Source organism: Castellaniella sp. UC4447_H14 (assembly GCF_052978285.1).
In genome coordinates, this window is sequence record NZ_CM129666.1 from 3032287 (window position 1) to 3058980 (window position 26694).

The window sequence follows — 26694 nt, forward strand, 5'->3', positions numbered from 1 at the left end:
TGGTAGGAAGTGAGAGTTCCTGGTACTAGAGAAATTAAATTAATGTATATAAATCAACGAACTATAAAATTTTAGATAGTCTGTGATTCTTCGTTAGAACGTAAATCATGGGACTCAAAATCCCCCGCCGCAAGGCGTGCCGGTTCGATTCCGGCCCCGGGCACCAGCTTATAAATCAATGGCTTGCGTTGTTGCGAGAATCTGACGTTCCGCATTGGTAGTGCCTGCGTGTCAATTCGACGCTGGAATGCTGCAGCAGTTTGGATGCGGATTCATCGCTGTCGGCTAGGTCGCTGGCGCGCTTGCGCATGTCGCGTAGGTACATGGCGCGAATGCGTTCGGCCAGGTCAGAGTCGCCGTTCTCGGAGGCCTTTTTGGCAGCCGCCTTGCGCGCCGCGTCCCACCGATCGCGGAGCATCGAATAGGTTACGGGGCGGCCGGTTGGCGTGGACAGCAACATGACGTGGTTGGCGCGGATAGCCTGGCCACGATGGCTGTCAGCACAGGTGACTGTGCGATCTCAAACTGTGCGCGCTTGCCTGTCTTGTGTGCCGCGTTGCGCAGGACACCATCGGTTGGCATTGGCACCAGACGCGTGTCTGTCACCCTGTATCCGGTTGCCGTCGAGATGTCCATAGCGTCCTTGAGTACCTCGTCGGCTTCCTCGTACACGGCAGCGAATAGCGCGTCTGTGACCTCGAACTCCCGCGCCCTTTCCTTGTTCTTCCAGCGTGACCTCTCCATGCCGGCGGCCGGCCACGGCGTGTCCGTGTATCCTTCGACGCGAGCCCAGTTCCATATGATCGACAGCACGGCCAACTCCCGGTTCGCCTGGGTTTTCGCGGTCCGTCTCTTCAGATATCGCTTCAGGTCGGCAACCTCAACACCTTCCCATGTGGCCTTCCCGAATGCAGGCTTGAGTTGTCGCAAATGCTTCGCATAGCCTTTGCGCGTCTCGGCGTTCTCATACCCTGGCAGCACCTCTGTTTCCCACGCCTCGAACGCCTCCAAGGGCGTGCCCGCGATACGGGGCTTCCTGTTGTGGATCTCGTCCCACTTTTTGATGGCGTGGCTGTAGTCGGCGCCAAGGCCGATGTCCGGTTTTCCGGTTCCGCGCATGTCGTAGGTGTAATACGTCAATACGTCACGATGCGGCCCGATTTGCGTCGGCGAATGTGTGACCGCAGGCGCGGGTATTGATTCGTCATGGAATCACCTCACAGCACTGAAATCCGGCCTCACGATGCGCTGTACAGGCCGACCCTCGATCCAAGCCTCGACGTGCCGCGCGGAAACTATGAGGCGCGATCCGCGCTCCTTATACGGGATGCCCTCAGCATCCAGCCACCCTCGCTGCTTTGACGCTCTGGCGGACCCTGTCAGTTGTCGCAGGGCATCCGATGATAATAGATCCATGTGACCTCCAACAAAAACCCGGCCGGGTTGAGGTCCGTATAGTTATGGGACTGCTTTGTGGACCTCGTAAAGTTCGGCACGGCGCCGAACTCGGCGTAGTGGTCAGTGGCCCAAGCCTCAAAATCGGCGCGCCGCTGTGTCAGTTCGTATTGCATGGCTGCTCACTGATCGTTCCATCAGCGGACCGCGCCAGTTCTTGCCGTCGCCGATCTGTCATAGGGTTTTCCATAGGGTTGTCCACCGAGTCAGTGGATAAGGTTGGACAAGGAGCGGCGCGCAACCGAACTCGCGCCGGCTGACATCCCGAAATAGGCCGTTGCATCCGAAACCCTCCAACTTTTTTGGGGGCGCGATACTGAATGGCCGGCACGAAGTGCCGATTCCCAGGAGAACTTTCATGGCGACAGTTGGCGATGATGCAAAAGACGCAATCGACCAGGCCGCAGGCGCTGCGGACAGGACGATTCAGACGGTAGCCGATAAGGCATCCGAGGTCAGCGAAAGGGCCAGGGTTGCGGCCAAAGACGCCATCGACGAAGGGCGTGACGCTTTCGAGACAGCCTTGGCCTGCTCGAAAAACGCTATTCGGGCCAACCCGATTACCAGCGTGGCGGTGGTTGCGGCCATTGCTTATCTGTGGGGACGCTTCAGAAGATAGAGCCTTGGGTCTGTGGAGAGCGGGTCTCATGCCCGCTCCTTCGTTGCACGGGCGGCACAGGCGCGGTATACGTCAACGCGCTCGTTGATCTTCGCCTGATCGCCCCCGAAGCTCAGGACGATGCTGTGCAACGTCTCCGAGTTGTCGTCGAGCGCCGTGGCCCACCGCCAGCGCTCCGCATCCTTCCGATCCTGGGCGGTGGGCTCAGCCGCCCTATCGGCCATATCCAGCAACGCGAGGATTCGCAGCGGGTGCGCCACCGCTTCCACGAACGGCCCATAGTGAGGGTTGCATGCGTCCCGGGCGTCCTCTGCTGCCCGTCGCAGGCACTTGCGCTCTTCGTAGCTCAGATCAGTCATGGTCAATCCCATTCGCTGGAAAAGTCTCCTTGGCGACCACTGCGTCGCCCACGATCAGAAACTCAGCCATTCCTCCATTCGACCGCACGTCGTTTGCATCGCCAGCGGCCCGAGCCTGACCGCCCGTGACTGCGATCTGGTCGAGGCTGCTGGGCACTCGGTCATCGCCGTGAACAATTCATACCTGCTGGCGCCCTTCGCTGATGTGTTGTATGCCGGCGATCGCGCGTGGTGGGCGCAGTACGGGAAAGCCGCCAAAGCGGTCATAGCTGAGTGTTGGACGGCCAGCCCGGACGCTGCAGAGCGCTTTGGCGTCCACTATTTCGAAGCCCGCGACTTCGAAAACAGCGGTTATCAGGCCATTGAATTGGCTGTGCTCGAGAAGAAGGCGGATCGCGTGATTTTGCTGGGCTACCGTGAACGAAAGAGTATCTGAGAGTCACGCGAAGAATACCAAGGGTGGTTTGCATGGAAGACTACCAAAGAATCTACCACAAAAACCATCCTTTGCCGGTTCGCTAGGTTGCTGTAATTCCTTGATTACTTGGAGAATTTCATGGTGCCCAGGGGCAGAAACACAACTCCGGCCCCGGGCACCATCTAAAATCAACAGGTCAGGTTGTTGTATGAGTCGGACATTCCGCACTCATTGTGCGCGGTGTTCCGCACCACACCAGGCCGCCTTCAGCTTTGTGGCCCGCGTGCTGCCGTGATTGCGAGTCGCCGCCACGCTCGATGTCATGGCAACAGCGTCCGTAGCGCGCGGAAGCGGGACCGCCTGCCGGGGCTGGCACGTAGCTCGCCGGCAATGGCGCCGCCCCTACAGCGTTGGAGGCTTTCCCGGATCTACCGGCTCGGGCGGCCCACCGGGCTGCTTGGGGTTCTTAGGGCCGGGCGTGGGCCGTCCCGGGTGCGCAGGGACGTCGATCCCGGGGTTGCCGGCTGGCCTTCCGCCTTTGCCGACATCGGCAGCCGGGATCTTGCTCGTCTCGCCGCGGGATTCGCGCTTGAGCGGGTCAGTGTCGGGGGTCGCCGCTGTCATGGCTTGCTCCTGTGGGGGGATCAGCAGGGAAGGGCAATGGGCGTGCCTGGCCGGGCGGGCGGGAGTGAGGCGAGATCGCCACACGCATATTGCGGGCACTCCGTCTTGGCGCCGAGAAGCAGTCCGATCTGCTTCAGGCACTGCTGAAAGCTGGGATTGCCATTTCGTGTCCCACGGTCTGACACGATGTCACGGCCGGGCCAGTATCTTGGCCTTCTGGGCGTCGAATTCTTCCTGTGTCAGCGCGCCGCGATCCTTCAGGTCCGCGAGCTTGGTCAGCTCCTCGACGGCCGATATGCGCGCCGATGCCGCCGCTTGTCGCGAGATGCCCGCTCCGACTTGGCGCTGAGAGCAGTAAGCCCCGTAGTCCGGATCCCAACGACCGTTCGGAACCGTCTGGCTCTTGCACGCCCATGCGATAGCGACTACCCATCCCAGGAGGGTCCAGCCAAGCAGGAGATTCACCAGGGTGATGGACGTCTGATTTGGATGAAAGCGCAATGCCGCCTCGATCGTGGGTAAAAAATACAGCAGGGGCGCGGCCGCAAAAAGCGAGAAGGAGACCATCGTCCCAAAGCCGTTGAGTTCGGATGCCGGAACTTGTGCCATGCTCAAGGCGTACCCGACCCAGAGCAACAGGAGCAAGAGGCGCAGAATCGTCATCCCGCCGCTGGTGCCGCGATCTGCTCGCCCTTGCTCTCTGGGGAATAAGGACGAAGATCCAGCTCTCGCCCAGGCTTCAGCCGCCCTTGTTCGCTCGTCTTCCATCGATCGCTCCCCTAACGTCCATCATGCAAGCACGTACCGCGGACGGGGCTATCTGTTGCGCCACCCTATGCGGGTCGTGACGCTCCGCCGTTGCGTCAGCGTATCCGCCAGGCGCCTCTCGGCGCCATCAGGCGATAGGAGGAGGAACAGTGTGTGATTCCACCGAATGCTGGGCAACCCCATCGTTGCAGACGCTGCCGGCCGACGAAAGATCGGCTCTGGCGGGCCACAACGAGCTGCGTGCGCAGCTCCAGGTCAATGTGGCGATCAACGGCTGTGTCGCCGCGCCAGCACCCGTGTCAAAAAGCCGGGAAGAACCCACCGGCCCTGTGCCGTCCACCTGTTTCTTTACTGCCCAGAAGCAGGGTGATATCGGATCCTTCGTCGGCGGCGGACGCCGATTCGCCCCGGTGAAGAACGCGGTGCAAGGTGGGCTTCAGTCCAAAGGCGGTCTGCGCCTGCAGGCCGGGAATAACAACTAAATGATGGCAGTCTACCGGTAGTTCGATCCAGTGCCGACCGTCATAGACTTCGGTGGATATATGACTGCGTTCGCCGCAGGTTGCACTGAAAAAGCGCCCATCGTGATGTGGCTTGCCGATCAACCGGGCGCCTTGCGGCAGAGCCCGGCGTGCGTCGTTACGCGCAAACGCCCGGTTCATACGTTCGACCACCTTGCCGAGCGGAGGGGAAAGACTCAGTACGGCGCAAATGTCGCTGATGCCCTTGTGATCGAGCGGGCCACGCGCCTCTTCGCGCATTTTATCGATGTCAAAGCCCAACTGAGCCCAGCGGCCTATCGCGCTTTTGGTCAAAGCGTAATGCTGGTCGGTCAGTTGCAGATCGGATTCGTACTTCAAACGGTGAACCACCGCCTGAAATCTGGCTGGCGGCCGGGTGGGCGGGCCCAGCCAGTCCATTATGTCGTGAATCATTTTCCAGCAGATTTCGAGTACCGGCGAAGGCGTTTTGAATCGCTTGGTGCCCTGTATGAAATGCTCGGGAACCGACACGATCTGCGAAGTGGCAGGATCTTGAACCAGCTCGAACTTGCGCGCAGTATAGGCAATCCGATACGGCGTGTAGTGAAACATGTCGCCGACATGCTCGCCCAGACCGCCGCCGGCGTAGTGATTGCGGGCCATATCGCCCATCGTGCCGCACCAGGGCAGTCGCTCGTCCTGGTTTTCAAGCAGGCCGCTCCAAAGCGTGCGCAACGTGGACGGGCATTCAACCATTACCGCCAGCGCGCCCTTGGAAAACAATTCGGCCAGTGACCCCGGGGCCAGGTTGGCTGGCTCCACACTGATGATGGGTTCTACAGTGCTCATGAAGTGCCTTTTTTGTCGGTCGACACGTTAGCCCATGGGCCCGCGCGTCAAAGTCACTACTCGTGCAGTATGGACCCCAATGGCGGTCTCAATGCGAACTATTAACATTCGTCACAACATAATTTGATGGACGGATCCGGATACAAGTTGAGACCAGCCCCTACGCATAGCCGCTGTGTGCGGGGCGGCGCGCGGCGGTTAAAGCACCGGCCCGAGGCTCACTTGTCCATGAAAGCGTGGTGCGCTGGGCCAGCCTGCCGTGGGATCATTTGCTTACACCGCGACCCAAATGGACAATGAGGTCACGGGTTTATCTGCTAAGGTTTTCCCATGCTCGTTGAGGGCCCAATCACCTTTCACAGAGGCCGGGATGAATCAACACAAGCAGCCGGACAAACGGAAAGAATCACCTTCTGACGCCGCCCTGATAGAGCGGCCTGGACGCAAGCCGGAGCTGGACTCGGACGCCCATCCCCAGCGCCACCCGGGGACGAAGCCCTTGCCGGACGAATCCGACAACATACCGGGCGACGAAAACGCCCCAAATCTGGTGCCTGGCAAGCACTGATCAAGGCTGGGGCCCCAGTGCCCCTTTTCACTACTTTCGGGCAGTTTCCGCGCTGCGGACTGCCATGCCGCACTTGTGTGCGGTCGCCGCAGCCCGTTATCTCGTCGTCGGCGGTCCGTGCCTTATGGATTGCCTGCGTTCGGCTTCCCTGCAAACGCCGGATTCCCTGCAAACGCCGGATTCCCTGGGCTAACCCGACAAAGACGAAGGCCGCTGATTCAGCGGCCTTCGCTTCAAAGCGGCGGCAGGGCAAGCCGACCTGGTCGATTACTTGCGATTTTGCTGACCGGACTGTCCGTGTTGGCCCTGCTGCCCTTGCTGGCCTGACCCTTGCTGGCCTGACCCTTGCTGGCCGGACTGCCCCTGCTGGCCGGACTGCCCCTGCTGGCCGGACTGTCCTTGCTGGCCGGACTGTCCTTGCTGGCCGGTCTGATTACGCTGACCCGACTGGTTCTGTTGACCCATTTGGTTCTGCTGACCGGACTGATTTTGCTGGCCTGCCTGCTTTTGTTGGCCCTGCTGGGCGTGCTGACCTTGTTGATGGCCTTGGTTCTGACTTTGCTCTGTCATCTCGGACTCCAAAAAAGCGGATGCGAGAGGCATCCCGCACGGTCCCCTGCAGCAAGCAACGTGCCTAGCCGTTTGGCGGATGGGTCTCGGCCGTTTGGTTGCTCCAGCGCTCCGCCCCAAGCCCTCGGAGGGAAGGCCGGGCACGACTATTGCTCCAAGGCTCGGCATGTCGGCATCGTCGGCTCTTCAAGGAGACATCATGCGATCCATACTTTTATGGCTGTTGGGCGTACCGATTCCCATCATTATCTTGATCGCGCTGCTCTGGCATTGATTCCGGACATACGTGACGTCAATCAAAAAAGGAAATGTCATGCAGAATACCGAGTCCATCATCGCCCGTGCCGAATATGCCGGTGGCACGGAATCTTCTCGTTCGGCTGTCCGGTGGGGAGCCGTCATCGCAGGTGCCGTCATCGCCGCCGCCGTATCCACGATGTTGGTCACCGCGGGAACCGGCCTGGGCTTTCTTTCGATGTCCCCATGGAGCAATGAAGGCGCTTCGGCCTCGGCGTTGGCCATCGGGTCCGTTATCTGGCTCCTGGTGACACAGATCATCGCGTACGGGGTGGCCGGCTATGTCACGGGGAGGCTGCGCACGACCTGGTCGGACGCGACGACCGACGAGATCTATTTCCGCGACACGGCCCACGGCTTTCTGGTGTGGGCCCTGAGTGCCGTGATCAGCGTGATCGTCCTGGGGTCCACGGCGGCCTCGGTGGTGTCGGGAACGGCTAAGGCGGGAGCAACGCTTGCGGGCGCGGGGGCAGGCGCAGCCGCTGCTGTCGCCGGTAACTCGGGTCAGTCGGGTGCCGGTCAATTCGGGCTCGACTACTTCACCGACATGCTGTTGCGCCCCAGTGCTCCCTCCGCATCATCCAGTGGCGGTGACGTGCGCCAAGAGATCACGCGCATCCTGGGTCGGGGCATCGTCGCGGGCAAGGTATCCGAGGCGGACCAGGCCTACTTGGCCGGACTGATCGCCCAACGCACCGGTGTGGACGAGGCCACCGCCAAGCAACGGCTGACGCAGGTGGAGACTCAGGCCAAGGAGGCCGCGCAGCAAGCCGAGCAAAAGACGCGCGAGGCGGCCGATGGCGCCCGCAAGGCACTGGCCGCGTTTTCATTGTGGGCCTTCGTGTCGCTACTGGTCGGCGCCTTCGTCGCGAGTTTGGCTGCCACTATCGGCGGCCGGGCCCGCGAGCGCTGAATCGGCGCTCAGACTTTGGCTTCGCGTTGCAGGAGTTCGTGCTTGCGCGCCACCCCCCAGCGGTAGCCCGAAAGGTCGCCATCTTTGCGCACGACGCGATGGCAAGGAATGGCGACGGCGATGGAATTGGCCGCGCAGGCTTGGGCCACGGCCCGTGCCGCCCGGGGTGCGCCGATGCGCCGGGCGATGTCGGCGTAGCTCGCCGTGGTGCCCGGCGGGATCTCTCGCAGCGCTTGCCAGACGCGGTGCTGGAACGCCGTGCCGCGCACATCCAGCGGCAGGTTCAGTCCGATCGCAGGTGTTTCGATGAAGCCTACCACCTGCGCCACCAATTGTTCGAAATCCGCGTCACCGCCGATCAGTTCGGCTTCGGGAAACTGGTCTTGCAGGCCGCGCACCAGGCGATCGGGATCGTCGTCCAGCAGAATGGCGCAAATGCCGCGTTGGCTTTGTGCCACCAGAATCGAGCCCAGCGAGCATTGACCGACGGCGAACCGGATCTCTGTCCCGATGCCGCCGGCGCGATATTCCTTGGCGCGCATGCCCAGGATTTCTCGGGAAGCTTCATAGAATTGGCTGTTGGAATTGAAGCCCGCGCGGTAGATCGCCTCGGTGACCGTGCTGCCGGCCGCGCTCAACTCGCTGCGCAGCCGACGCGCGCGGTGTGCCGCGGCGTAGGCCTTGGGCGTCAGCCCGGTCTCGGCCTTGAACACGCGATGAAAGTAGAAAGGGCTCAGGCCGGCCTGACCGGCCAACGTATCAAGGCTGGGGGGAGTGTCCGACGATTCGATCAGGCGGCAGGCCTCCGCGACCAGCGCGGCGTGCGCAGTGGGTGGCGTTCCGGCGCGCGGTGCCTGCGAGCGGGTGTGAGACCCGGCTGCTTCGTCGGTCTCGTCCGCGCGAGTTGTCGTGGCATGAGGGTTCATGGTGTCACCTCGAATTGCTGATGGGTGTCAGGTTAGACCGGATTTCGTCCGCGGAAACTCTGTTTCTTGCGACGGGGGTTCCGGCCATTTCCTACACGAGCTGAACCATGCCCGAGACCAACGAACTGAGCCAATTCGAGCTCGACCCACTGGAGTCTATCCGTTGAATAGCGGGGATCATAATCGCGTCCACACTCCCGAAGAAATCCAGGCGTGGCGACGCAGCCGGCCTGCAGGCTCTACCGCAACGGTTCATTAGATCACTACCACCATCCGGCTTGATTCTGACGTTCTGGAGGGCCTGCACGCCACCGGGCGGGGATGGCAAACTAGAACGAATGATGGACTGCGCGTTGCTGAACACTGCCTCGGTAGGCGGCTCATGACCATTGCACGGACCACATCACGGATGGCTTGCCGCGCCTAGAATATCCCGGCCGCATGGTGGGCGAAGGGGGGCCACCACTGACAAGTTTGACGTGACATTTTTTGGATCAACGCCGACGTAAATCCCGACAGTTGCCGTACCCGCGCCCCGCCGAACGTGATGATGTCGATCATGTCGTTTCAATCCACGCGCCCGCGAGGGGCGCGACTGAGGCGCGAGATGAATGCGACCCGCCGGGAACTAGTTTCAATCCACGCGCCCGCGAGGGGCGCGACTATAGCGGGATGACTGGCTACGACGGCATTCGACAGTTTCAATCCACGCGCCCGCGAGGGGCGCGACCCGCTGTGGGAACCGCACTGGCTCACGTTCGGGACGTTTCAATCCACGCGCCCGCGAGGGGCGCGACATGCAGACTTTGCAGACAGGGAACTGTCAGACGATGTTTCAATCCACGCGCCCGCGAGGGGCGCGACCGCGTACTCCATTGCCCGCCAGTCCGATATGATGGTTTCAATCCACGCGCCCGCGAGGGGCGCGACTGTGCGAGGCACAGTGGGATCAGATGGCAGGACTTGTTTCAATCCACGCGCCCGCGAGGGGCGCGACATCGTGATTTGCTGCTGCATCAGATCAGCTCCATACGTTTCAATCCACGCGCCCGCGAGGGGCGCGACGTCGCGGCGGTCGTCGCCAGCGAACAGCGCCATGTTTCAATCCACGCGCCCGCGAGGGGCGCGACCGTGGTGCTCGAAGTCGTAGATCTGCTCCAGGTTGTTTCAATCCACGCGCCCGCGAGGGGCGCGACTCGACGTCGAGATCAAGATCAGCAGGACCGACCTGTTTCAATCCACGCGCCCGCGAGGGGCGCGACTATCCACGACCAGCTTGGGCGATAGGTCGAGATCGTTTCAATCCACGCGCCCGCGAGGGGCGCGACGCCTGCATCATGGCGGTGCTGCCAGCGGACCTGAAAGTTTCAATCCACGCGCCCGCGAGGGGCGCGACCTGGATGATGGTCTTGCCCAGGCCGAAGGCGCAGTTTCAATCCACGCGCCCGCGAGGGGCGCGACGCCGTGATCGGGCTGCCGTCCAAGCGGGCTGCATCGTTTCAATCCACGCGCCCGCGAGGGGCGCGACGCCTCGCGAAAGCCCAGGCCGCGAAATTCCTGCACGTTTCAATCCACGCGCCCGCGAGGGGCGCGACTCTGGAAGAGCGATCTGCCCAGGTAGTCCTTTGCGTTTCAATCCACGCGCCCGCGAGGGGCGCGACCAAGGGCTGCTGCATCAAGCAGGCTCATGCCGTTTTTGCGTTTCAATCCACGCGCCCGCGAGGGGCGCGACCCGGCCCAGCGGATGCCGACCCAGGCCAGGGCCCGTTTCAATCCACGCGCCCGCGAGGGGCGCGACCGGCGAACGTCCCGGTCAGGACGCCCGGGCGCAAGTTTCAATCCACGCGCCCGCGAGGGGCGCGACCGCCACGCGCTTGATGTCCAGGTTGTCAGTCAGCACGTTTCAATCCACGCGCCCGCGAGGGGCGCGACGTCCGACTTCGAGGTGCTGGTGGTGTCGATCACGTTTCAATCCACGCGCCCGCGAGGGGCGCGACGCCTTTGTGGCAGCCAGGGAGCGGACATGAGCACTGTTTCAATCCACGCGCCCGCGAGGGGCGCGACGACTGTGTAGAGCATGCGGCACTGAGGGAAGCCTTGTTTCAATCCACGCGCCCGCGAGGGGCGCGACGTTCATGGGCCGCAAATCCATGGGTCTGGGTCGTGTTTCAATCCACGCGCCCGCGAGGGGCGCGACGGCGTGGGCGGCAGAGCTGCACAGATCGAACCGCGTTTCAATCCACGCGCCCGCGAGGGGCGCGACCCATGCCGCCGGCCGCGTCGTCCGTCACGATTGCGTTTCAATCCACGCGCCCGCGAGGGGCGCGACGCAAGCCACTGGTACGCAGCAGATCGATTCCCACTGTTTCAATCCACGCGCCCGCGAGGGGCGCGACTCTGCCAAGGAGCGTGTCCCTCGCACATAGCGATGTTTCAATCCACGCGCCCGCGAGGGGCGCGACGTGAGCCGCGCAGTTGAGTTCACACGACCGTACCGGTTTCAATCCACGCGCCCGCGAGGGGCGCGACCTTGAGTTCGAGCAGGACCCCGACATGGAAGAGGCAGTTTCAATCCACGCGCCCGCGAGGGGCGCGACGCGCCGCCCGCGCAGCCCTGGCCAAAGCCGAGGGGTTTCAATCCACGCGCCCGCGAGGGGCGCGACGCGACGAACTTGGCCTAACCGGCGTGGCTGATCTGTTTCAATCCACGCGCCCGCGAGGGGCGCGACGAGCGGGCGATGGCGGAGTGCGCCCAGGATCGGGAGTTTCAATCCACGCGCCCGCGAGGGGCGCGACGATATCGGTGACAAGTGCGAGCTGTCATCCGGAGTTTCAATCCACGCGCCCGCGAGGGGCGCGACATTGACGCTGGTGCTCCGCCCACAACAGCTTCTGCGGTTTCAATCCACGCGCCCGCGAGGGGCGCGACAAGTGGGAGGCTGTATGCCGCAATCCAAGCTGACGTTTCAATCCACGCGCCCGCGAGGGGCGCGACCCACGGGCGAGCATCGCTTCATCCATGCCTATGAGTTTCAATCCACGCGCCCGCGAGGGGCGCGACCCAGCAAGAACCCAGCTTCGTTCGCCCAGGCTTTGAGTTTCAATCCACGCGCCCGCGAGGGGCGCGACGCGCACGACGACCAGTTCGACCCCGCGTACCTGACGTTTCAATCCACGCGCCCGCGAGGGGCGCGACCACGCGTTTATAACTTATTGAGGGAATTCGAGAAAGCAGAGGTTTTGCGCGAACCTCCGTGATTGCGAGAATACATGAGACCTCGGGCGCGTGAGGGCGCCTTATTTTTATTTGGAATCAGTACCATGTGCGAGTGCGATCCGTTGCTGGGGATCCATGATCGCTTGGGGCTCGCGCACGAAGGAATATCTACTTAAAAAACTAGCGGCGCATTCAGATCGAGTACGGCCTTGGCACCGAAGTGTTCGACCTTGCCCTGCCAGTGCTTTCCGAGGAAATAGAACCTCAGGCTGTCGATGTCGTGGTCAATGATATCCAGCAAGCACGCCTTAAGTTTGGCCCACTGTGCTTGATCGACTTCGATTTCGAAAACGGAGAACTGCACGCGTTGGCCATAGTCCCGGCAGGCCCTAGCTATGTGGCGCAGGCGACGGGCACCAGCTCTCTCTTCAGTGTGGCTGATGTCGTAGCTGACCAGAATCATCATGATGGCTATTTCCACAAGAAGGGCGGGTAGGCGTCGAGATCGCCGCGGATGTGCCGTGCTAGTAGTTGCGCCTGGATGAAGGGCAATAGGCCTATAGCGACAGTTTCGCCCAAGAATGGCTGCAGCAGTTGTTCACGCTTTCGCTCCTGGTAGGCCGTCAGCACCGTTTTACGCGACCCCTCATCCAGCAACACTGCGCCGCCGTCCATGGCTCTAAAATCTTTGGAAGTGACTTGATGTCGGTTGATGAGTGAAAGCGCCAACCGGTCTGCCAACAATGCGCGGAATTCTTCTGTGATATCCAACGCCAGGCTTGGCCGTCCGGGGCGGTCTCGGTGCAGGAAGCCGACTGCTGGATCCAACCCGACGCTTTCCAGCGCCGAGCGACAGTCGTGCGTTATGAGGGTGTATAGGAATGACAGCAAGGCGTTGACGGCGTCTAGTGGTGGTCGACGGCTGCGGCCACGAAAGCGCAGTGCGGCGTCGGACACTCGAATCATCTGATCGAATGCGCCAAAGTAAGCTTGGGCGGCTTCACCTTCGTGACCGCGCAGCAAATCGACCGTGGCGTCGGCGGGCAGCTGGGCAGTGATTCGCTGCAAGCGTTTGTATGCATGCTCCAGCGTCGCCTTATTGTCACCGAGTCTGTCGCCGTAATCGCGCAAGGCGCGTCCTAGCACCACACGCTGGTTATGCAATTTGCCGACCAACACGTTGCGTACGATGGCGGCGCAGCGCGTGGGATCATCTGAGATGCGGTACTGTTCGCGGCGCAATAGCACGTTGCCCGAGACGGGGCCTTCGACGCGGGCAAGGAATTTCCCATAGCTCGTCAAGAAGCTGATGCTGATGCATTGCTCGGCGCAGTAGCCGAGCAGCGGCGGCGAAATCAGTACATGCCCGAAACAGACGAGGCTCTCCAACATATGTACCGGCAGCCGGGCACGCTCCTGCTTATCGACGCTCATTACTATGTTGGCGCCGTCCTTGTGCAGCCATGCTCCTTCAGTGGTGACGTACAAAGTGTTGAGTTGTTTGCGCATAGGCTAGTCCCGCGTCTGATGTTCCAGCCAACTCTGCACGCTATGTGTTCGCCGCAGCATTTTCGGCAGGCACAGATCAAGCAGTGAACAGTTATCACAGCGATTGGGGTCGTAAACCGCCAGCGGCGTACGGCCATTTTCGAACATCGTACGGATGGCGGCGACGGTATTAAGAGTCAATCGTCGCAGCGTATCGTCAAACGCCACGACTTTGCGGCGACGGGTTTTGCCGTAATACAGTGCGCCTTCGGGTACCGATACGTCGAGCATCGCTTCCAGGCACAGGGCCTGCGCGCATAACTGCACTTCGTCGGCGCGGTGGGCCTTCGGCCGGCCACGCTTGTATTCCACTGGGTACGGCTGCTCACCTGTATCGCAGGCGTGGAACTCCACCACGTCGGCGATGCCGGTGATACCCAGCCCGCGATGCGCTAGTGCCATGGCCGTGACAGTGCGCAACCGCTGGCGCTTCTCGCTAGCAGGTTTATCCGCGCGTTCGTGCAATAAGCGGCCTTCTGCGGTGTAGCGGCTTTCGGCCCATAGCTGTTCCAAATGAATCAGGGCACATTGGCGGGGACAGTACAGGTAATGCTGCAACGCCGATAGTGGGATGAAATCGTCTGTGTCCACTGTAGTGAACCCGCTGTCATTTCAAATCAGCTCTTGTACCGTGACACCTGCAGGAATGGCATCGTGGCTGATGGTGACACGGTAGTCGCCGAAACTGCGCGGCGCCGCAAGGGTATTACCTGTCTGTGCACGCTCGACCTGGACGGTGTCGAACAATACGTGCGCCGGTGCGTTGCCCATGGCACAGTCGTGTTTGAAGGCGATGAGCTTGCGCGCAGCCATTTCGCCACGAGCCGCGGACCTGTCGTGTTCGAACATGTTGGTGAGGGCTTGCCAGAACAGTTGCAGGTCGTCATTCGAAAAACCGGTGCGCTCGGCAAGTTTGGCTGAGATGAAGCCGTGTGCGCGATATAGGCCGTATGGAATGATGTGCTTGCGCCCCATTGTGCGGTTGTCGCCGCTTTGTACTTCGGCCTCTTTTTCGGTCGTGACGGCCATGCGCGTGATGGAAATTTCCAGTGGAATCACAGGGTCGATGGATGTGGCAAAGGCCATCTGAACCGGCCCACGTACTTGACCGGCATTGACGCCCGTGGTCATGACAGCACCGAAGGCGCGCACGTCAAAGAAATTGGCGCACATCCAATCGGTAATTTCGCGTGCTTGGGCTTCGTCCTTGGGCAGCTTCTTGTAGTCATCCGGTTTGTCTGGCTTGATTCCGTTGGCTTCCCATGCCCTCTGATGCTGCTGGTTGAGGATGGCTTTTTCGGCCATGTAGATAGCGTGACCGGGTGCACCATCCCTGTCGAGTGTCACAAAATTTCGCACCTTGCGTTTGAGGCAAACGTCTGTCACTAGCCCCCGGTTGGTTTCGGGATCCAACCGCGGCAGGTTGCCCGCGTCAGGGTCACCATTTGGGTTGCCGTTCGTGATATCGAACAGGTAAACGAATTCGTAGCGGTTGGTTATCGCAGTCATGCCGAAGCCTCCTCGGTGGCGGTTGTATCTGACTCTTTGGTGGATTTCTGGAAGCGTGTCTGTGATTGGTGGTAATAGCCGATGGCAAATTGGCCCTGGGCCTCAATGGGCAGACTGCGCGGAAGGTCCCCCGGCAGGCCGCCGATGATGTCGGTGATGTCTTTTTCGAGATTGACAGCAAATCCGGGCTTTTCCCTGCGCAGCTTCCCCAGATGGTTTTGCGCATTGCGCAGCAGAATAGGGAAGACCGATGCCGGTGTGGCCGACGCGGCGCCATAGTAACGATCGCGGATGGTGGCGTTGACGTGGCCTCCCAGCGCGCCGCGCTGGGCGTCTTCCAGCACGGCGAACAGGCGGCCCAGTCGGTAGCCGGGATGGGTGGATTCCTTGTTGAGACTCACAGGTGGCTCCTCGCTTTGAAGATGAAGGCCCAGCCGCCGTTCACGGCATGGGATAGCTTTGCAAATAGCAGCGCGCAGACCTGACACGTTATGGTCCGAGCGGATACGCATGAGTGTGCTGGCGAGCAGGCTGCGCGGATACAGGCCCCCACTGAGAACTGCACGGAGAAATTCACCAGCCAGATTGGCGGCCGCATCTTCCATTTTGGGTTTGGCCCCCGTCCGGTTGGGCACCGTGGCAAGTACGATGCGCCAAACTGATGGCGCGGTGTTCCACGGCAAGGGCTCAATCTGGAAATCCTCCGCATGCTGTGCCAGTCGCCGTGCGAAGTCGCCCAGTGTCCCAACCTCCCAGAATCGGATGGACAAGCGCGAGGCATTGGGTGCAAGGCCCAGTACGTACATGCGTGTGCCATCCTGCAACTCGGGATTCAGATCGCTTAGGGGCCTGCCGTGCGCCACATTTTCTAGTGTGTTACGGATCAGGGCGGTTTCCTTTCCGTCGTCCGTCCGCGTGGGTCCGTTGAGCAAGAGGCCAAAGGTCAATTCGGCTTCTTCGGCTTGCCCAACATCGTCAGCCTCGGCCCAGAACACCACGGTGGTGTCGCCGATTTGCAGCCTCTGCCGGTTTTGTTCGCCGGGACGCAAGAGGTAATTCAGTGCGGTGGTGTAGGCGAACGCGGCTTCCTCGGAAACTGGCGCGTTGGCACCCTGCGCTTTGCCGTAGGAAGTGAATGAATTCTGGTTGAAGGAGACGATGGAAGCGCCTGAACTCTGCGCACCCCTCACACCTTTGATCGATGGATGAAGGCGTGCAATCGACGCGTTCCTTCCTGTCACGAGGCACATATCCGAGATAGCGTCGATGCCTGAAGAAGACGTTTGCCTCCATGCTGCCCGAGCAGCCGGGCGTTCATGCAAGTATTGCCGCTCGCCGTCGAGCCGGAACACCATGTTAGTGTCCAGCATATCCGCGGTGAACCCGGCATCTGCAAATTGCTCGGGCGTCCAGTTTTGCAGGAAAGTCTGTAACGCCCTCAATCCGATGTCGTTGGACTCACCCAGTCGTTTTAAATGCAGGGCTTTGAACGCGCCATGCTCTTGCTCGGATCTCTTGCTTGTTGCGCTGGTGCCCAGCACATAGCTGCTCTTGTCCCATAAGAACCCGGGGGCGATGTTGCTGGCGCGCTTGGGCGGCTGTGGCACGATCATGACGCGCGGCCTGGGCTTCTTAGCCGATGTATCGCGAATGTCATTCACCGCTGCCACGCGGCCATCCGCCGCCAACACGATCTCGTAGCTAATTTTCTCGGGGCTGTATCCGTACGGCGCAATGCCGTCCGCGCCGACATCCAGCAACCGTTCGTAGTATCCCGCCAGTGCTTGCAGAATCACGACTTGACCTCCTCGCTGGACCAAGCGGGTACCTCGATGACGCCGGAAACCATCTGCGCGCGGAAGAAGCGTGGTGTCTGCTCGTGGACAAAGTCGATGTCATGCAGCATCCAGCCCAGATCGCGGTCGCCCATAAAACTGCTGTCGGATTTCGGGATGGCATCCTCATCTTCCAGTAACTGGAAGTGCGCGGGGAATTCCCGCACGCCCATGCATGGCTGATGAAAGCACTGGCCCTTGCGGGCCCGTCGGCTGAAGATGTCCAGGTGTTTGCCCTCGGAGTCCTCTGCACCGGCTTTGGCGGTGAGATCGAAATGTGCCTCGATGATATAAGCCACGTCACGTAAAACCGTCGCAGCACGCTGCTGCCGGTCTTCGTCCACAGCGTTGCCGAGCCCCGTAATCGAGTTCTTTTTCATCGCGCTCTTGATGCTCGCCGTAGAAGCTTTGCTACCCACTTCATTGCGACGAATGGACTCAAAGCGGATAGGCTTCAGGACATGAATGCGGTCGACGTGCCAGCGGATGGCCGGCTTCCAGTGAATGGCCTCCAGGATGCCGCGTGCGGCCGACGGCGTGATGACGTCGTAGGAGACTCGCTCCCCCTTCATTTCCGGACGAGTGAAGCAGGCGCGCTCGCCCCAGATTTTCAAGCGGATTCCGTAAGCCATGGATGTTCCTCACTATTCGCTGCAGATTCCTTGGTGGGCAGGCTGTAGATGTTCACCAGTTCAAATCCTCTGTGCGGATCAAACTTGGCTCGTCCCAGCTCAAACCGAATCGCGGGTTGTACAAGCCTTCATGCGCCAACATCATGAACTGGTTCTCCCATTTCTCAGGTGCCACGGGGTTCACAGCGCCAGCCTTGTATAGGGCATCGAAACCCTGGCGCGGTACGGGCACGATATAGGGCTGTAGCTGGCGTGCGAGACCGCCGCATCCTTCGGAGAACTCAAGCCGCTTCAGCAAAGATTTCGCGTAGTCGTCGTATGGCACGATGACCGGCATCTGCGTGTCGTCGATCATGCGGAATTTGGCCGCCAGCGTTTCCATGGGCAGAGTACTAGCCTTACTGTCGCGCAACAGACCCAGCAGGTCATGCACGTCCAGTTCCCGGCTACCCTTTTGCCAATATAGTTGTGCGAAGTACTTCCGGATGGCTTCGGGCGAGAGTGGATCGTCCTTGACCTGGCGCAGCACTTCACGCGCCGCTTGCGCGTACTGAAGCAGTTCAGTGGGTGGTTCCCAGTCGTCGTTTTGGGGCGCGAAAATCAGTAATTCACTGTCTTGCGGACTAGCCCGGCCTTCGCGGTTGCAGCGGCCTGCAGCTTGGGCGATCGAGTCCAGCCCCGCTTCGGCGCGCAGCACGGTGGGGAAATCCACATCCACGCCTGCTTCAATCAGGCTGGTGCTGACCAGGCGGCAGGGCTCATTATTCTTCAACAGTTGCCGCACGTCGGCCAGCACTGCGCTGCGGTGCTTGGCACACATCAACGTGGTCAGGTGCCGTGCTCCGGGCATATCGGCAGTGGCTTGATAAATGGCACGAGCATGTCGCCGGTTGTTGACGATGCATAGCACCCGGGTCCGTTCACGCATCATGGCGATCAGTTGGTCGTCGTTGACGGTGCCGATATGCCTGACCTGTACACGTTTTAGCTGGTCGAATAGTCGCGCGGGTTCAGGTGCCAGTTCACGTACGCCGGTAAGACCGCCTTCGAAGTCAGGCGCTTTGAGCACTGGCTGCGTAGCCGTGCACAGCACGATACTGGTGCGGTAGTTCCGCGCCAATTCGTCAATTGCGGCCACGCACGGGCGCAGCACCTTGAGCGGCATGGTTTGCGCCTCATCCAGTACCACCACGCTGCTGGCAATGTTGTGCAATTTGCGGCACTGTGACGGACGGGCGGCAAACAGGCTCTCGAAAAACTGCACAGCCGTTGTCACCACAATGGGTGCGTCCCAGTTCTCCATGGCCAAGTGGAGTTTCTCCTGCGCTTGATATTTCTCCGGATCATCTTTCGGTGGCTGCTGGACGAAGGCGCTGTGGTGCTCCAGCACCGCTGCGTGTCCCAAAGGTCCTAGCGCCTGGCGAAACACAGCGGCGTTCTGCTCGACGATGCTGGTGAACGGGATGACGAAAATCACGCGCTGTAAACCGTGCTGAATGGCATGATCCAAGGCAAACGCCAGCGAAGTCAGTGTCTTGCCGCCACCGGTAGGCACAGTGAGCGAAAAAAGCCCGGGTGCTTGAGCAACCTGTGCGCGTACGTGACGTAAAACGTGGGCGCGGATCTGATTCACGGTGCCGCCCGAAGCAAACTGACCGAGATAGTGATCAAGTTGCTTTCGCAGGTCGGCGAGTGTGGATGCAGGTTTGGCGTCCCGAAGATTCGGGAGCTTTTCCGCCGTGTTATAGAACCGGTCGGTGTCTAGAAAATCGGCATCTACCAAACAAGAAAACAGCATGCGGGTCAGGAATGCCAGCTGGAACGGGTGACGCGCTTTCTTTTGCTGATTGGTGTCGCCGTATAGCTTGAAGTCGCCTGGCGGATTCAATCGAGCAGGTAGATTGATCTCTCGTTCCCATACGGCATCAAGGGTAGGGAGATCCAGGGCCGCCAGCCGGTCAGCCAGCGACGTTCGTTCCCCCGTGCCAGTGCCGTTGGCAAGGCCCGCATGGTGACCCGCAATGCCGTAGGCCAGTAGTTGACCGATGTCGCCAAACCGCTCAATCGCAACTTTGGCTCCATGCGTGGAATGATCCACCCGCCCCGCGTTACCACACAATCGCTGCTGGAATTTCTGGGTGTATTTGCCCAAGTCGTGCAAGCGGCCTGCGGCCATGGCCAGTCCGCCGGCGCCAAAGCCGTTCGCGAAATTCTGTGCCAGCTCACCCACGTTAAGCAGATGCTCATTCAACGGCTGCCAGTCGGACTGGTCTGATCTTCCAGTCGAATGCGCATAGAACGTGCGCCCTTTGATAAAAGGGATACTTTCCTGAAGCGATCTATTAACTGTCTTTGACGGGTATAAGTCGTCCATCTGCCACGGCCATCCACCATGGGACTGAACACGGAGAAGGTTTCGAATACTGACGCGTGGGAAGCTGCGCGAGATAGTCGGTCGGGCGTGACTTCACAATTTATGACAAATGGTAATGCAGAAATACAGTTAGTTTCATCAACTATGCTAGGGGATTTCCCTTAGACTTCAACCGCGAAAGGGATTGGCCGCACAGCCCTTCAGAGCTTTCTGTACCGAATCAGTGCGCGAACCTCCGCGCTGCGCTGCCGGCCACATCCGTTCAGGCGGCCAGACCACCGGGTAGCGCGGAGCTCCAACGGTCCGCTTGCGACCCCATGTCAACGCCGCCATTCGAACCGTTGTGACAGGTCATCCTCCGACTGGATCATGACGAAATCGCGTGTGGCCGTGCACGACCAGCCTTGTCGGGTGGCATCCAGGCCGCCGCGCGGCTCGCGGATGGCATCGGGGGTAAAGATGGCGAAGCAGGCGTGGCCCGGTGCGCGGACGGACTCGTACTGGATGATTGCAATGCCGGTCGCCTCCGCGGCGGCAGATAGCCGATGGGTCTCGGCATAGTCGTTGCCGATCCAGAATTCCCGGTCCGCCTCCCAGGGTGGCACCGCCAAGTCGATGCCCCGGCCGCCCGCCGCGACTGAGAAAAACGTGTGGCTGGTGACGATTTTCTCGTCCACCAGAGCGGCGCTGTCCAGGATGAAGCGCATGCGCCAGTAGGCGACCTCGGCACATGCGGCTGTCAGCGTCCTGGCTCCGTACCAGATGCCGTGCAGTCCTGCGGGGCGAAAGCGGCTGTCATGGAGAGGCGTGTATCGGAAGGGTGTAGTGATGAGGAAGTGCCGTGCGTTCGTCTTGGTCCTTGGAAGGGGAGGCTTGCTGCCTTCGAGCAGATTTTCCAGCAGATCGTGTTCCTCGAAGCTGTCCACCAGCAGTGTCGTGGCGTTGAACGATTGAGCTTCGACGCCGCGCCAGACCTCGGACTCGGCAATAGTGTGGATGGATGTCCTGAGCCAGTCAGGCGTCCATGAGGGCCGCGTCATGTTGGCCCGCGCATGCCGTCCAGATAGGCGAGTGTTCTGGTCAGGCCGTCGGCTTTGAGCACCAGCTCTTGGGGGATGCCGTTCAGTGCCCGGTTGTACGAATGCATCCAGGCCTTGCGCTTCTCGGTGTCGGAGCCGACCAAGGGATCCAGGGAGCGGAAAAGCCGTATCAGAAGCAGAGACAGCTCACCGGGCTTGCTGGCGGGTTCGATGCGGGATTTCAGGCTCGCATACCGTGACACGGTCGAACCGCTGACGCCTATGACCTGCGCCAGTTCGCTGTGTGTCAGGCCCAACAGATCGGCCGCGCGGGTCGTTGCCTTGGTCAGGACTGCATCTGCGTCAGGAACGCGCTTGAGGTTGGTCATGGGTATCCGGGTCATCCAGGGACCGAACCGGGGGAGGGAGACTGCGGTCCACGCTCATCCGACTTTATCACAAGAAAAATTTTATTAGAAATATTTCAGGTGACACAAAAATATCCAGGTCTATGCGCCGACCCTCCACCGTGACTGATAAACACGTGTGCCTGTGACGATCTTCTCGTTCACCGGCGCTGTCCAGGATGAAGCGCATGCCGGGGAACCGGAGCTGCCACCGTCTGGCGCGCCCGCATTGGACAACCCGAGGCGGCCTCCCTACACTGGACAATCGGTGCTCACAGGAGGCCTGCATGCGTACGGTAAGGTCTTCCTTCGCTCTCTGTGCCCTGATAGGCGCTCTGATGGCGGGCGCCCATGCGGCGCCGCTGGTGGTCCTGGACCCCGGTCATAACCCCGCGAATGGCGGCGCGACCAGTATCCGGGGGACAAAGGAAGTCACCTACAACGACCGGTTCGTGAGCGAGCTGGCTCCGGCGCTACGCCATGCCGGCTGGCGGGTCGAGATCACACGCCAACCCGGAGACACCATTGGCCTGGTCGAGCGCGCGGAGCTGGCGGATCGTCTTCAGGCGACACTTTTTCTGTCCATTCACCACGATTCGGCGCAGCCCAGGTACCTTGTGGCGGTCGAGGCAGAGGGCCTGCCAGGGTATCGGACCGTCAAGCCCACCGAGGGATATTCGCTGTTCGTTTCTCGCGAGAATCCCCAATATTCGAAATCGTATCGTTTGGCCACGCTTCTGGGGCGCGAATTGCGTCAACTGGGCCGCCTGCCGGCCTTGCATCATGCCGAGGACATCCCCGGCGAAAACCGGCCGCTCCTGGATCGGAGCCTGGGCATCTATGAATATGACCGCCTGGCCGTGCTGCGGCATGGCAAGGCGCCCGCAGTGCTGCTGGAAGTGGGCGTGATCACGGACCGGCGGGATGAGGCCTATCTGGACGATCCGGGGAATCGCGCGAGAATGATCAGGAAAATAGTGCGCGCGTTTCAGCGGTATCTCGAGGAGAGCCGCGACGATGACGGCCGGCTTGACGTATGCTCAGGCACCTGACTACCGATTTTGAACGCAGCCATGCCCATGACGGATCAAAGCGCCACGGCTTCTCCTGACGACCCTTTTCTGATTCCGGAGGGGATTCAACGCTCCAATCTCTGGCGATTGTCACTTGCCCAGGCGCTGGCGGGGGCCAACTCGGTCGTGACGTATGCCACCGGAGCCATCGTCGGCGACAAGCTGGCGCCTTCTCCGATGCTGGCGACGCTGCCCATTTCCGTCTTCGTCGTAGGGATGGCGGTCTGCACTTTGCCCGTGGGCGCGATGGCCCGGCGCTTTGGCCGGCGCACGGCATTCGTGGCGGGGACGTTCACCGGCGTGCTGGCCGGACTGGCAGGTGCACTGGCCGTCATGATGGGTTGGTTCTGGATGTTCTGCCTGGCCACGCTGTTTGGCGGGGCTTACGGCGCCGTGGTTCTGACGTTCCGGTTTGCCGCGGCCGATGGCGTTGCGCCCAAGCGGCGGGCGCGTGCGCTGTCGCTGGTCATGGCGGGCGGCGTCGCAGCCGGGATCTTCGGGCCGCAGCTCGTGACGTGGACCATGGACTTGTGGCTCCCGCAACGGTTCGCCACCACCTTTCTCGTGCAGGCGGCCGTGGCGGGGATTTCGGCGTTCGTGCTGATGGGAGTACGCATTCCCCTGCCGGCCCGTGGCGGGGTGTCTGCCGGAAGGCCGCTGGCCGTGATTGTGCGACAGCCGCGGTTCGTGGCGGCCGCCGTCTGCGGGGCGGTGTCGTACCTGCTCATGAATTTCCTCATGACGGCTGCGCCGCTGGCCATGCACATGCATGGCCAATCGCAGGCGTCGGCCAATGTCGGGCTGCAGTGGCATGTCGTCGCGATGTATCTGCCCAGTTTCTTCACCGGCCGCTTGATCGACCGCTTCGGCGCGAGGCGTGTGGTGATGGCCGGTCTGCTGCTCCTCGGGTTGGCGGCGATGGCCGGGCTGATGGGTGTGGACGTGGTTCACTTCTGGATGTCGCTGGCGCTCCTGGGTGTGGGCTGGAACTTCGGTTTCCTCGGCGCCTCCGCCCTCGTGCTGGAGTGCCATCGGCCAGAGGAAAAAACAAGGGTACAGTCCTTCAACGACTTCATCGTCTTCGGCCTCATGACCATCGGATCGTTTTCGTCGGGCGGACTGCTGTCGGCCTATGGGTGGAGCATGGTGCTGTGGGTGTCTTTCGTGCCGCTCGCGCTCGCGCTCGCGGTCGCGGTGCTGATGCTGTCGAAGCCGGATACGGACACCGCGCTGGGGCAAACAACAGCCTAGCCGGGGGCCGCCCGGCCGGTTCCGACATCCTATTCAATTCGATTCGATTCAGCCCGGCTGCGCCGCGCACTGTGCGCAGGTGCCATGGATTTCGATCGACACGCCGCCCATCCGGAAGACGTGCCGGTCGGCCCATCGCCGCAGGTATTGTTCGACGACTGCGTCCGACGATTCATCCACCCGTCCGCAATGGTCGCAGATCGCCAGAAGAATCAGTCCGTGCGCATGGTCATGGTGGGGCTGGTCGCAGGCGACGAATGCGTTCAGGCTCTCGATGCGGTGGACGAGCCCCCGTTCGAGCAGCTTGTCCAGGACCCGGTAAATCTGTTGGGGGGCCCTAAGGCCGCCCGCGCCTTGCAGATGTTCCAGCAGTGCATAAGCGCTCGCCGGCCCTGCGTGATGGGACAGCGCGTCCAGGACGATGGACTGGCGCTCGGTCAATTCCGTAGGATGGGACATTTCAGTCTCCAGTGCGGCGCCGGTGAAGAGCATGCTGCGGTGTCTTCCTGAGGCGGCAGGCCGCCAGATAGAGGGCCACGCTCAGTGCCGAGATCCAGAAGCTCACCGGCCAGTCGGTGGCGTAGGCCAGTGCGATGCCGAGCCAGGCTTCGATGAGCGCCAGCAGGATTGAAAGCATGAATCCATCGACGGCCTGGCTCGTCACGCGCTGCGCCGCCGCGGCCGGGCACACGAGCAGCGTGAAGACGAGCAGCACGCCGACGATCTGGATACTGGCGGCTGTGGCCACTGCCACGATGATGAGGTACAGGATGCCGACCTTGCGTAGCGAGACGCCTTTGGCCTCGGCCAGTTCCGGCTGCAGGCTTGCAAACAGCAGCGGCCTGGAGATGAAGGCGAGCACGACCAGGCACAGCACCGTGCTGGCCCCCAGGATGCGCAGCATGGACCGGTCGACGCCCAGCACATTGCCAAAGAGCAGAGCCGTCACCTGGGAGGCGTAGGCGGTGAAGAAGTGCAGGAACAGCATGCCAAGGCCTAGTGACAGGGCCAGTACGGCGCCGATGGCGACGTCGCTGCCACGCAGGCGCTTGCCCAGCGCGCCCATGGCAGCGGCACCCAGAACCATGAACGCCAGCATGCCGGCGATGGGCGGCGTGCCGATCAGTGCGGCACCTGTGGCGCCGGCAAAGCCGACGTGGGACAGGGCGTGGCCCGCGAAGGCCTGCCCGCGCAGCACCAGAAAATAGCCGGCCGCGCCGGCCAGGATCGCGACCAGACCGCCCGCCATGAAGGCGTTGCGCATGAATTCGTAGTCAAGCATCGTGGACATGATCGGCTTCTTCGGCCGCGGTATTGCCGGCCATGACGAAGATGCGTTCGCGGTGGCGGACGACATCGATCGGGGTCCCGTACAGACGCGACAGCACCGGTCCGGTCACGACCGATTCGACCGGCCCCAGCACCGCATGGCCTCGCCCGAGATAGAGCACCTCATCGAGCGCGCCCAGCAGCGGGTTGATGTCATGAGCGCTGAACAGAACAGTGGCCGACAGCGCATTGCGGATTCGTCCGACCAGACGCACGACCGCCTGCTGGTGGCGCGGATCCAGCCCCGCCAGCGGCTCGTCCAGCAGCAGTAGTCGGGGGCGCCCGATGAGTGCCTGGGCGAGCAGCAGGCGCTGGCGCTCGCCGCCCGACAGGTGTCCCAGCGGCCGGTCGGCCAGTGCGGCGCCTTCGACCAGGTCCAGCGCCCATTCCACTTCGGCGCGAATTTTTCGCGTCGGCCAGAAAGGTCCCCACCGATGACCGTTGACGGCGCTCGCGACGAAGTCGTAGCCGCGCAGCGGCAACGACAGGTTCGTGGTGCGGACCTGTGGCATGTAGCCGATCCCCGCATTGCCTACCGCAACGTGCGACCCCAGCACCGAGATCGTGCCGCCGCTTGGTTTGACCAGACCCAGGGCGGCTCGCATCAGCGTGCTCTTGCCGGCGCCGTTGGGCCCCAGCACCCCCACGAAGCGGTTGGCGCCGATTGTGAGGCTGATATCCGACAGGACCACTTGGTCCGCCAGCCGGATGCTCAGATGGTGCAGCGACAGCGCGTCGTTCATGGATGGTCGCCCAGCTTTGCCGCAATGTCCGAAAGCTGTCCGCGCAACCACGACTGGAAGGTCAGGCCGTCAGGCATGGTTTCCGTCACCCCCACGATGGGAACGTGGTGTTCCTCGGCGATGTGTTTGACGCGCTTTGTGAAGGAGTCCTCTTCCTGGCTGTTGTAGAACAGGAGTTTGACCTGGCCCGTTTTCAGATCGTCTTCGAAGGCGCGGATCTGGCTCGGGCTGGGCTCGGTATCGTTCATCACGGCCAGTTGCAGCGCCTGGTTGCGCATGGTGAATCCCAAAGCGTCCGACAGGTAGCCGCACACGGGTTCCGTGGCCGTTACGGGAATGCCGGCGTGGCGCGTGCGCAGGGCGCTGATCGTGTGCTGAAGCTCGTCCAGCGCCCGCAGGACGTGGGCGAGGTTGCCCTGATACGTGGGGCGCCCCTCGGGATCGAGCCCGCTCAGGGCATCAGTGATCGCGGTAGCGACTTTGGGCATGGTCCGCGGGTCGTACCACAGATGGGGATTGGCACCCGGCGGGGTCTCCATGAGCTGGCTCGCCACGATGATTCGGCGCTCCTGTCCCGGGGTTGCCGACAGGATCTTGTCCATCCAGGGATCGTAACCGGCGCCGTTGTAGATGACGAGATGCGCATGCGTCAGTGCGCGGGCCACCGACGGGCTCGCCTCGAACATATGAGGGTCCTGTTGCGGGTTGTTGAGGATGCTGTGGACCGCCACGCGCGGGCCGCCGATCTGGGCCGCGATATCGCCGTAGAAGTTTTCGGCGGCCACGATCTGGACGGGCGCGGCCGCAGCCAGACTGCCCGCCGAGGTCGCGATCGCCATGACGGCCGCTCGAGCCGCTTGTACCAACAGCCGCATGAGGTTCCTGCTTGTTGTTGAAGGGTTACGTTAT

Annotated in this window: 29 protein-coding genes and 1 CRISPR repeat array; of the genes, 7 read left to right on the top strand and 22 right to left on the bottom strand. The window is 61.6% G+C overall.

All coding sequences use genetic code 11. The features are described 5' to 3' along the window. Positions 1-175: 175 nt before the first annotated feature. The 3 genes from ACVCMJ_RS14575 to ACVCMJ_RS14585 all read right to left on the bottom strand — a co-directional run bounded on the left by ACVCMJ_RS14575 (position 176) and on the right by ACVCMJ_RS14585 (position 1416). Complete coding sequence (locus ACVCMJ_RS14575) at positions 176-460, bottom strand: hypothetical protein (RefSeq protein WP_447082114.1); 285 nt, start codon at positions 458-460, stop codon at positions 176-178. Further along, positions 427-1140: a hypothetical protein gene (locus ACVCMJ_RS14580; protein WP_447082115.1), complete on the bottom strand. Its 714-nt coding sequence runs from the start codon at positions 1138-1140 to the stop codon at positions 427-429. The genes ACVCMJ_RS14575 and ACVCMJ_RS14580 overlap by 34 nt, the downstream gene beginning before the upstream one ends. Before the next feature lie 72 nt (positions 1141-1212). Beyond that, positions 1213-1416 carry a DUF4224 domain-containing protein gene (locus ACVCMJ_RS14585; protein ID WP_447082116.1) on the bottom strand — a complete coding sequence of 68 codons (204 nt, stop codon included), beginning with the start codon at positions 1414-1416 and terminating at the stop codon, positions 1213-1215. A gap of 397 nt (positions 1417-1813) precedes the next feature. Between ACVCMJ_RS14585 and ACVCMJ_RS14590 the strand changes: the two genes are divergently transcribed. Beyond that, entirely contained in the window at positions 1814-2074 is a 261-nt protein-coding gene (locus tag ACVCMJ_RS14590) for a hypothetical protein (protein WP_447082117.1), read from the top strand. 26 nt (positions 2075-2100) lie between these two features. Here the strand turns inward: ACVCMJ_RS14590 and ACVCMJ_RS14595 are convergent, their stop codons facing one another. Further along, on the bottom strand, positions 2101-2433 hold the full coding sequence (locus ACVCMJ_RS14595; protein WP_447082118.1) for a hypothetical protein: 333 nt from the start codon (positions 2431-2433) through the stop codon (positions 2101-2103). On the opposite strand from ACVCMJ_RS14595, the gene ACVCMJ_RS14600 reads away from it, so the two are divergent. Beyond that, entirely contained in the window at positions 2432-2869 is a 438-nt protein-coding gene (locus ACVCMJ_RS14600; protein WP_447082119.1) for a hypothetical protein, read from the top strand. The genes ACVCMJ_RS14595 and ACVCMJ_RS14600 overlap by 2 nt on opposite strands. A 384-nt stretch (positions 2870-3253) precedes the next feature. On the opposite strand, the gene ACVCMJ_RS14605 is transcribed toward ACVCMJ_RS14600, so the two are convergent. From ACVCMJ_RS14605 to ACVCMJ_RS14615, 3 genes are all read right to left on the bottom strand, one after another. Beyond that, positions 3254-3475: a hypothetical protein gene (locus ACVCMJ_RS14605; RefSeq protein WP_447082120.1), complete on the bottom strand. Its 222-nt coding sequence runs from the start codon at positions 3473-3475 to the stop codon at positions 3254-3256. Between the two features lie 189 nt (positions 3476-3664). Beyond that, complete coding sequence (locus tag ACVCMJ_RS14610) at positions 3665-4138, bottom strand: superinfection immunity protein (RefSeq protein WP_447082121.1); 474 nt, start codon at positions 4136-4138, stop codon at positions 3665-3667. A gap of 404 nt (positions 4139-4542) precedes the next feature. Beyond that, on the bottom strand, positions 4543-5574 hold the full coding sequence (locus tag ACVCMJ_RS14615; RefSeq protein WP_447082122.1) for a hypothetical protein: 1032 nt from the start codon (positions 5572-5574) through the stop codon (positions 4543-4545). Positions 5575-5944: 370 nt separating this feature from the next. On the opposite strand from ACVCMJ_RS14615, the gene ACVCMJ_RS14620 reads away from it, so the two are divergent. Next, on the top strand, positions 5945-6142 hold the full coding sequence (locus tag ACVCMJ_RS14620; protein ID WP_447082123.1) for a hypothetical protein: 198 nt from the start codon (positions 5945-5947) through the stop codon (positions 6140-6142). A gap of 267 nt (positions 6143-6409) precedes the next feature. Here ACVCMJ_RS14620 and ACVCMJ_RS14625 read toward each other — a convergent pair whose 3' ends face one another. Next, positions 6410-6712: a hypothetical protein gene (locus tag ACVCMJ_RS14625; RefSeq protein WP_447082742.1), complete on the bottom strand. Its 303-nt coding sequence runs from the start codon at positions 6710-6712 to the stop codon at positions 6410-6412. 313 nt (positions 6713-7025) lie between these two features. Between ACVCMJ_RS14625 and ACVCMJ_RS14630 the strand changes: the two genes are divergently transcribed. After that, on the top strand, positions 7026-7922 hold the full coding sequence (locus ACVCMJ_RS14630; protein ID WP_447082125.1) for a hypothetical protein: 897 nt from the start codon (positions 7026-7028) through the stop codon (positions 7920-7922). 8 nt (positions 7923-7930) lie between these two features. On the opposite strand, the gene ada is transcribed toward ACVCMJ_RS14630, so the two are convergent. Further along, positions 7931-8848, bottom strand: coding sequence for a bifunctional DNA-binding transcriptional regulator/O6-methylguanine-DNA methyltransferase Ada (gene ada / locus ACVCMJ_RS14635; protein ID WP_447082126.1), 918 nt, complete (start codon positions 8846-8848; stop codon positions 7931-7933). A gap of 301 nt (positions 8849-9149) precedes the next feature. Between ada and ACVCMJ_RS14640 the strand changes: the two genes are divergently transcribed. Beyond that, positions 9150-9275 (top strand): hypothetical protein, encoded by a 126-nt coding sequence (locus ACVCMJ_RS14640; RefSeq protein ID WP_447082766.1) that lies wholly within the window; start codon positions 9150-9152, stop codon positions 9273-9275. A 137-nt stretch (positions 9276-9412) separates the two neighbouring features. Next, positions 9413-12044: direct repeats of the CRISPR family, unit length 32 nt; unit sequence GTTTCAATCCACGCGCCCGCGAGGGGCGCGAC. Between the two features lie 193 nt (positions 12045-12237). On the opposite strand, the gene cas2 is transcribed toward ACVCMJ_RS14640, so the two are convergent. The 9 genes from cas2 to ACVCMJ_RS14685 all read right to left on the bottom strand — a co-directional run bounded on the left by cas2 (position 12238) and on the right by ACVCMJ_RS14685 (position 21371). Beyond that, positions 12238-12531, bottom strand: coding sequence for a CRISPR-associated endonuclease Cas2 (cas2, locus tag ACVCMJ_RS14645; RefSeq protein WP_447082127.1), 294 nt, complete (start codon positions 12529-12531; stop codon positions 12238-12240). A gap of 5 nt (positions 12532-12536) precedes the next feature. Beyond that, positions 12537-13574 (bottom strand): type I-C CRISPR-associated endonuclease Cas1c, encoded by a 1038-nt coding sequence (cas1c, locus tag ACVCMJ_RS14650; protein ID WP_447082128.1) that lies wholly within the window; start codon positions 13572-13574, stop codon positions 12537-12539. 3 nt (positions 13575-13577) lie between these two features. After that, on the bottom strand, positions 13578-14204 hold the full coding sequence (cas4, locus tag ACVCMJ_RS14655) for a CRISPR-associated protein Cas4 (RefSeq protein ID WP_447082129.1): 627 nt from the start codon (positions 14202-14204) through the stop codon (positions 13578-13580). Positions 14205-14225: 21 nt separating this feature from the next. Further along, positions 14226-15122, bottom strand: coding sequence for a type I-C CRISPR-associated protein Cas7/Csd2 (cas7c, locus tag ACVCMJ_RS14660; RefSeq protein WP_447082130.1), 897 nt, complete (start codon positions 15120-15122; stop codon positions 14226-14228). Further along, positions 15119-16918 (bottom strand): type I-C CRISPR-associated protein Cas8c/Csd1, encoded by a 1800-nt coding sequence (gene cas8c / locus ACVCMJ_RS14665; protein ID WP_447082131.1) that lies wholly within the window; start codon positions 16916-16918, stop codon positions 15119-15121. Before cas8c ends, cas7c begins: the two co-directional genes overlap by 4 nt. Continuing rightward, entirely contained in the window at positions 16915-17589 is a 675-nt protein-coding gene (gene cas5c, locus ACVCMJ_RS14670; RefSeq protein WP_447082132.1) for a type I-C CRISPR-associated protein Cas5c, read from the bottom strand. Before cas5c ends, cas8c begins: the two co-directional genes overlap by 4 nt. Before the next feature lie 52 nt (positions 17590-17641). Next, a complete protein-coding gene (locus tag ACVCMJ_RS14675) occupies positions 17642-19963 on the bottom strand; it encodes a CRISPR-associated endonuclease Cas3'' (protein ID WP_447082133.1) in 2322 nt (773 codons plus the stop codon). A gap of 320 nt (positions 19964-20283) precedes the next feature. Further along, entirely contained in the window at positions 20284-21003 is a 720-nt protein-coding gene (locus ACVCMJ_RS14680; protein ID WP_447082134.1) for an RES family NAD+ phosphorylase, read from the bottom strand. Next, entirely contained in the window at positions 21000-21371 is a 372-nt protein-coding gene (locus ACVCMJ_RS14685; RefSeq protein WP_447082135.1) for an antitoxin Xre-like helix-turn-helix domain-containing protein, read from the bottom strand. Before ACVCMJ_RS14685 ends, ACVCMJ_RS14680 begins: the two co-directional genes overlap by 4 nt. A gap of 305 nt (positions 21372-21676) precedes the next feature. On the opposite strand from ACVCMJ_RS14685, the gene ACVCMJ_RS14690 reads away from it, so the two are divergent. Together ACVCMJ_RS14690 and ACVCMJ_RS14695 are read left to right on the top strand one after the other, a co-directional pair. After that, the gene (locus ACVCMJ_RS14690) at positions 21677-22441 is read left to right on the top strand and encodes an N-acetylmuramoyl-L-alanine amidase family protein (protein ID WP_447082136.1); all 765 of its coding nucleotides are present in this window, start codon (positions 21677-21679) and stop codon (positions 22439-22441) included. Positions 22442-22468: 27 nt separating this feature from the next. Continuing rightward, positions 22469-23713, top strand: a complete 1245-nt coding sequence (locus ACVCMJ_RS14695; protein ID WP_447082137.1) for an MFS transporter — start codon at positions 22469-22471, stop codon at positions 23711-23713. Positions 23714-23761: 48 nt separating this feature from the next. Here the strand turns inward: ACVCMJ_RS14695 and ACVCMJ_RS14700 are convergent, their stop codons facing one another. Genes ACVCMJ_RS14700 through ACVCMJ_RS14715 form a run of 4 tightly spaced genes read right to left on the bottom strand, consistent with a single transcriptional unit; the run spans position 23762 to position 26660 of the window. Next, complete coding sequence (locus ACVCMJ_RS14700) at positions 23762-24172, bottom strand: Fur family transcriptional regulator (protein ID WP_447082138.1); 411 nt, start codon at positions 24170-24172, stop codon at positions 23762-23764. Position 24173: 1 nt separating this feature from the next. Continuing rightward, the gene (locus ACVCMJ_RS14705) at positions 24174-24995 is read right to left on the bottom strand and encodes a metal ABC transporter permease (RefSeq protein WP_447082609.1); all 822 of its coding nucleotides are present in this window, start codon (positions 24993-24995) and stop codon (positions 24174-24176) included. Then, complete coding sequence (locus ACVCMJ_RS14710) at positions 24988-25785, bottom strand: metal ABC transporter ATP-binding protein (RefSeq protein WP_447082139.1); 798 nt, start codon at positions 25783-25785, stop codon at positions 24988-24990. The genes ACVCMJ_RS14705 and ACVCMJ_RS14710 overlap by 8 nt, the downstream gene beginning before the upstream one ends. Further along, positions 25782-26660, bottom strand: coding sequence for a metal ABC transporter solute-binding protein, Zn/Mn family (locus ACVCMJ_RS14715; protein ID WP_447082140.1), 879 nt, complete (start codon positions 26658-26660; stop codon positions 25782-25784). Before ACVCMJ_RS14715 ends, ACVCMJ_RS14710 begins: the two co-directional genes overlap by 4 nt. Between the last annotated feature and the right edge of the window lie 34 nt (positions 26661-26694).

Bases quoted from the DNA above. Each gene is read 5' to 3' on its own strand.
- ACVCMJ_RS14700 (WP_447082138.1), bottom strand. From the start codon at position 24,172: ATGTCCCATCCTACGGAATTGACCGAGCGCCAGTCCATCGTCCTGGAC.
- ACVCMJ_RS14690 (WP_447082136.1), top strand. From the start codon at position 21,677: ATGCGTACGGTAAGGTCTTCCTTCGCTCTCTGTGCCCTGATAGGCGCT.
- ACVCMJ_RS14685 (WP_447082135.1), bottom strand. From the start codon at position 21,371: ATGACCAACCTCAAGCGCGTTCCTGACGCAGATGCAGTCCTGACCAAG.
- ACVCMJ_RS14585 (WP_447082116.1), bottom strand. From the start codon at position 1,416: ATGGATCTATTATCATCGGATGCCCTGCGACAACTGACAGGGTCCGCC.
- ACVCMJ_RS14595 (WP_447082118.1), bottom strand. From the start codon at position 2,433: ATGACTGATCTGAGCTACGAAGAGCGCAAGTGCCTGCGACGGGCAGCA.
- ACVCMJ_RS14590 (WP_447082117.1), top strand. From the start codon at position 1,814: ATGGCGACAGTTGGCGATGATGCAAAAGACGCAATCGACCAGGCCGCA.
- ACVCMJ_RS14710 (WP_447082139.1), bottom strand. From the start codon at position 25,785: ATGAACGACGCGCTGTCGCTGCACCATCTGAGCATCCGGCTGGCGGAC.
- ACVCMJ_RS14675 (WP_447082133.1), bottom strand. From the start codon at position 19,963: ATGGACGACTTATACCCGTCAAAGACAGTTAATAGATCGCTTCAGGAA.
- ACVCMJ_RS14620 (WP_447082123.1), top strand. From the start codon at position 5,945: ATGAATCAACACAAGCAGCCGGACAAACGGAAAGAATCACCTTCTGAC.
- ACVCMJ_RS14630 (WP_447082125.1), top strand. From the start codon at position 7,026: ATGCAGAATACCGAGTCCATCATCGCCCGTGCCGAATATGCCGGTGGC.
- ACVCMJ_RS14615 (WP_447082122.1), bottom strand. From the start codon at position 5,574: ATGAGCACTGTAGAACCCATCATCAGTGTGGAGCCAGCCAACCTGGCC.
- ACVCMJ_RS14680 (WP_447082134.1), bottom strand. From the start codon at position 21,003: ATGACGCGGCCCTCATGGACGCCTGACTGGCTCAGGACATCCATCCAC.
- ACVCMJ_RS14715 (WP_447082140.1), bottom strand. From the start codon at position 26,660: ATGCGGCTGTTGGTACAAGCGGCTCGAGCGGCCGTCATGGCGATCGCG.
- ACVCMJ_RS14625 (WP_447082742.1), bottom strand. From the start codon at position 6,712: ATGACAGAGCAAAGTCAGAACCAAGGCCATCAACAAGGTCAGCACGCC.
- cas1c (WP_447082128.1), bottom strand. From the start codon at position 13,574: ATGCGCAAACAACTCAACACTTTGTACGTCACCACTGAAGGAGCATGG.
- cas2 (WP_447082127.1), bottom strand. From the start codon at position 12,531: ATGATGATTCTGGTCAGCTACGACATCAGCCACACTGAAGAGAGAGCT.
- ACVCMJ_RS14705 (WP_447082609.1), bottom strand. From the start codon at position 24,995: ATGCTTGACTACGAATTCATGCGCAACGCCTTCATGGCGGGCGGTCTG.
- ACVCMJ_RS14610 (WP_447082121.1), bottom strand. From the start codon at position 4,138: ATGACGATTCTGCGCCTCTTGCTCCTGTTGCTCTGGGTCGGGTACGCC.
- cas5c (WP_447082132.1), bottom strand. From the start codon at position 17,589: ATGGCTTACGGAATCCGCTTGAAAATCTGGGGCGAGCGCGCCTGCTTC.
- cas7c (WP_447082130.1), bottom strand. From the start codon at position 15,122: ATGACTGCGATAACCAACCGCTACGAATTCGTTTACCTGTTCGATATC.
- ACVCMJ_RS14575 (WP_447082114.1), bottom strand. From the start codon at position 460: ATGTTGCTGTCCACGCCAACCGGCCGCCCCGTAACCTATTCGATGCTC.
- ACVCMJ_RS14605 (WP_447082120.1), bottom strand. From the start codon at position 3,475: ATGACAGCGGCGACCCCCGACACTGACCCGCTCAAGCGCGAATCCCGC.
- ACVCMJ_RS14600 (WP_447082119.1), top strand. From the start codon at position 2,432: ATGGTCAATCCCATTCGCTGGAAAAGTCTCCTTGGCGACCACTGCGTC.
- ACVCMJ_RS14695 (WP_447082137.1), top strand. From the start codon at position 22,469: ATGACGGATCAAAGCGCCACGGCTTCTCCTGACGACCCTTTTCTGATT.
- ada (WP_447082126.1), bottom strand. From the start codon at position 8,848: ATGAACCCTCATGCCACGACAACTCGCGCGGACGAGACCGACGAAGCA.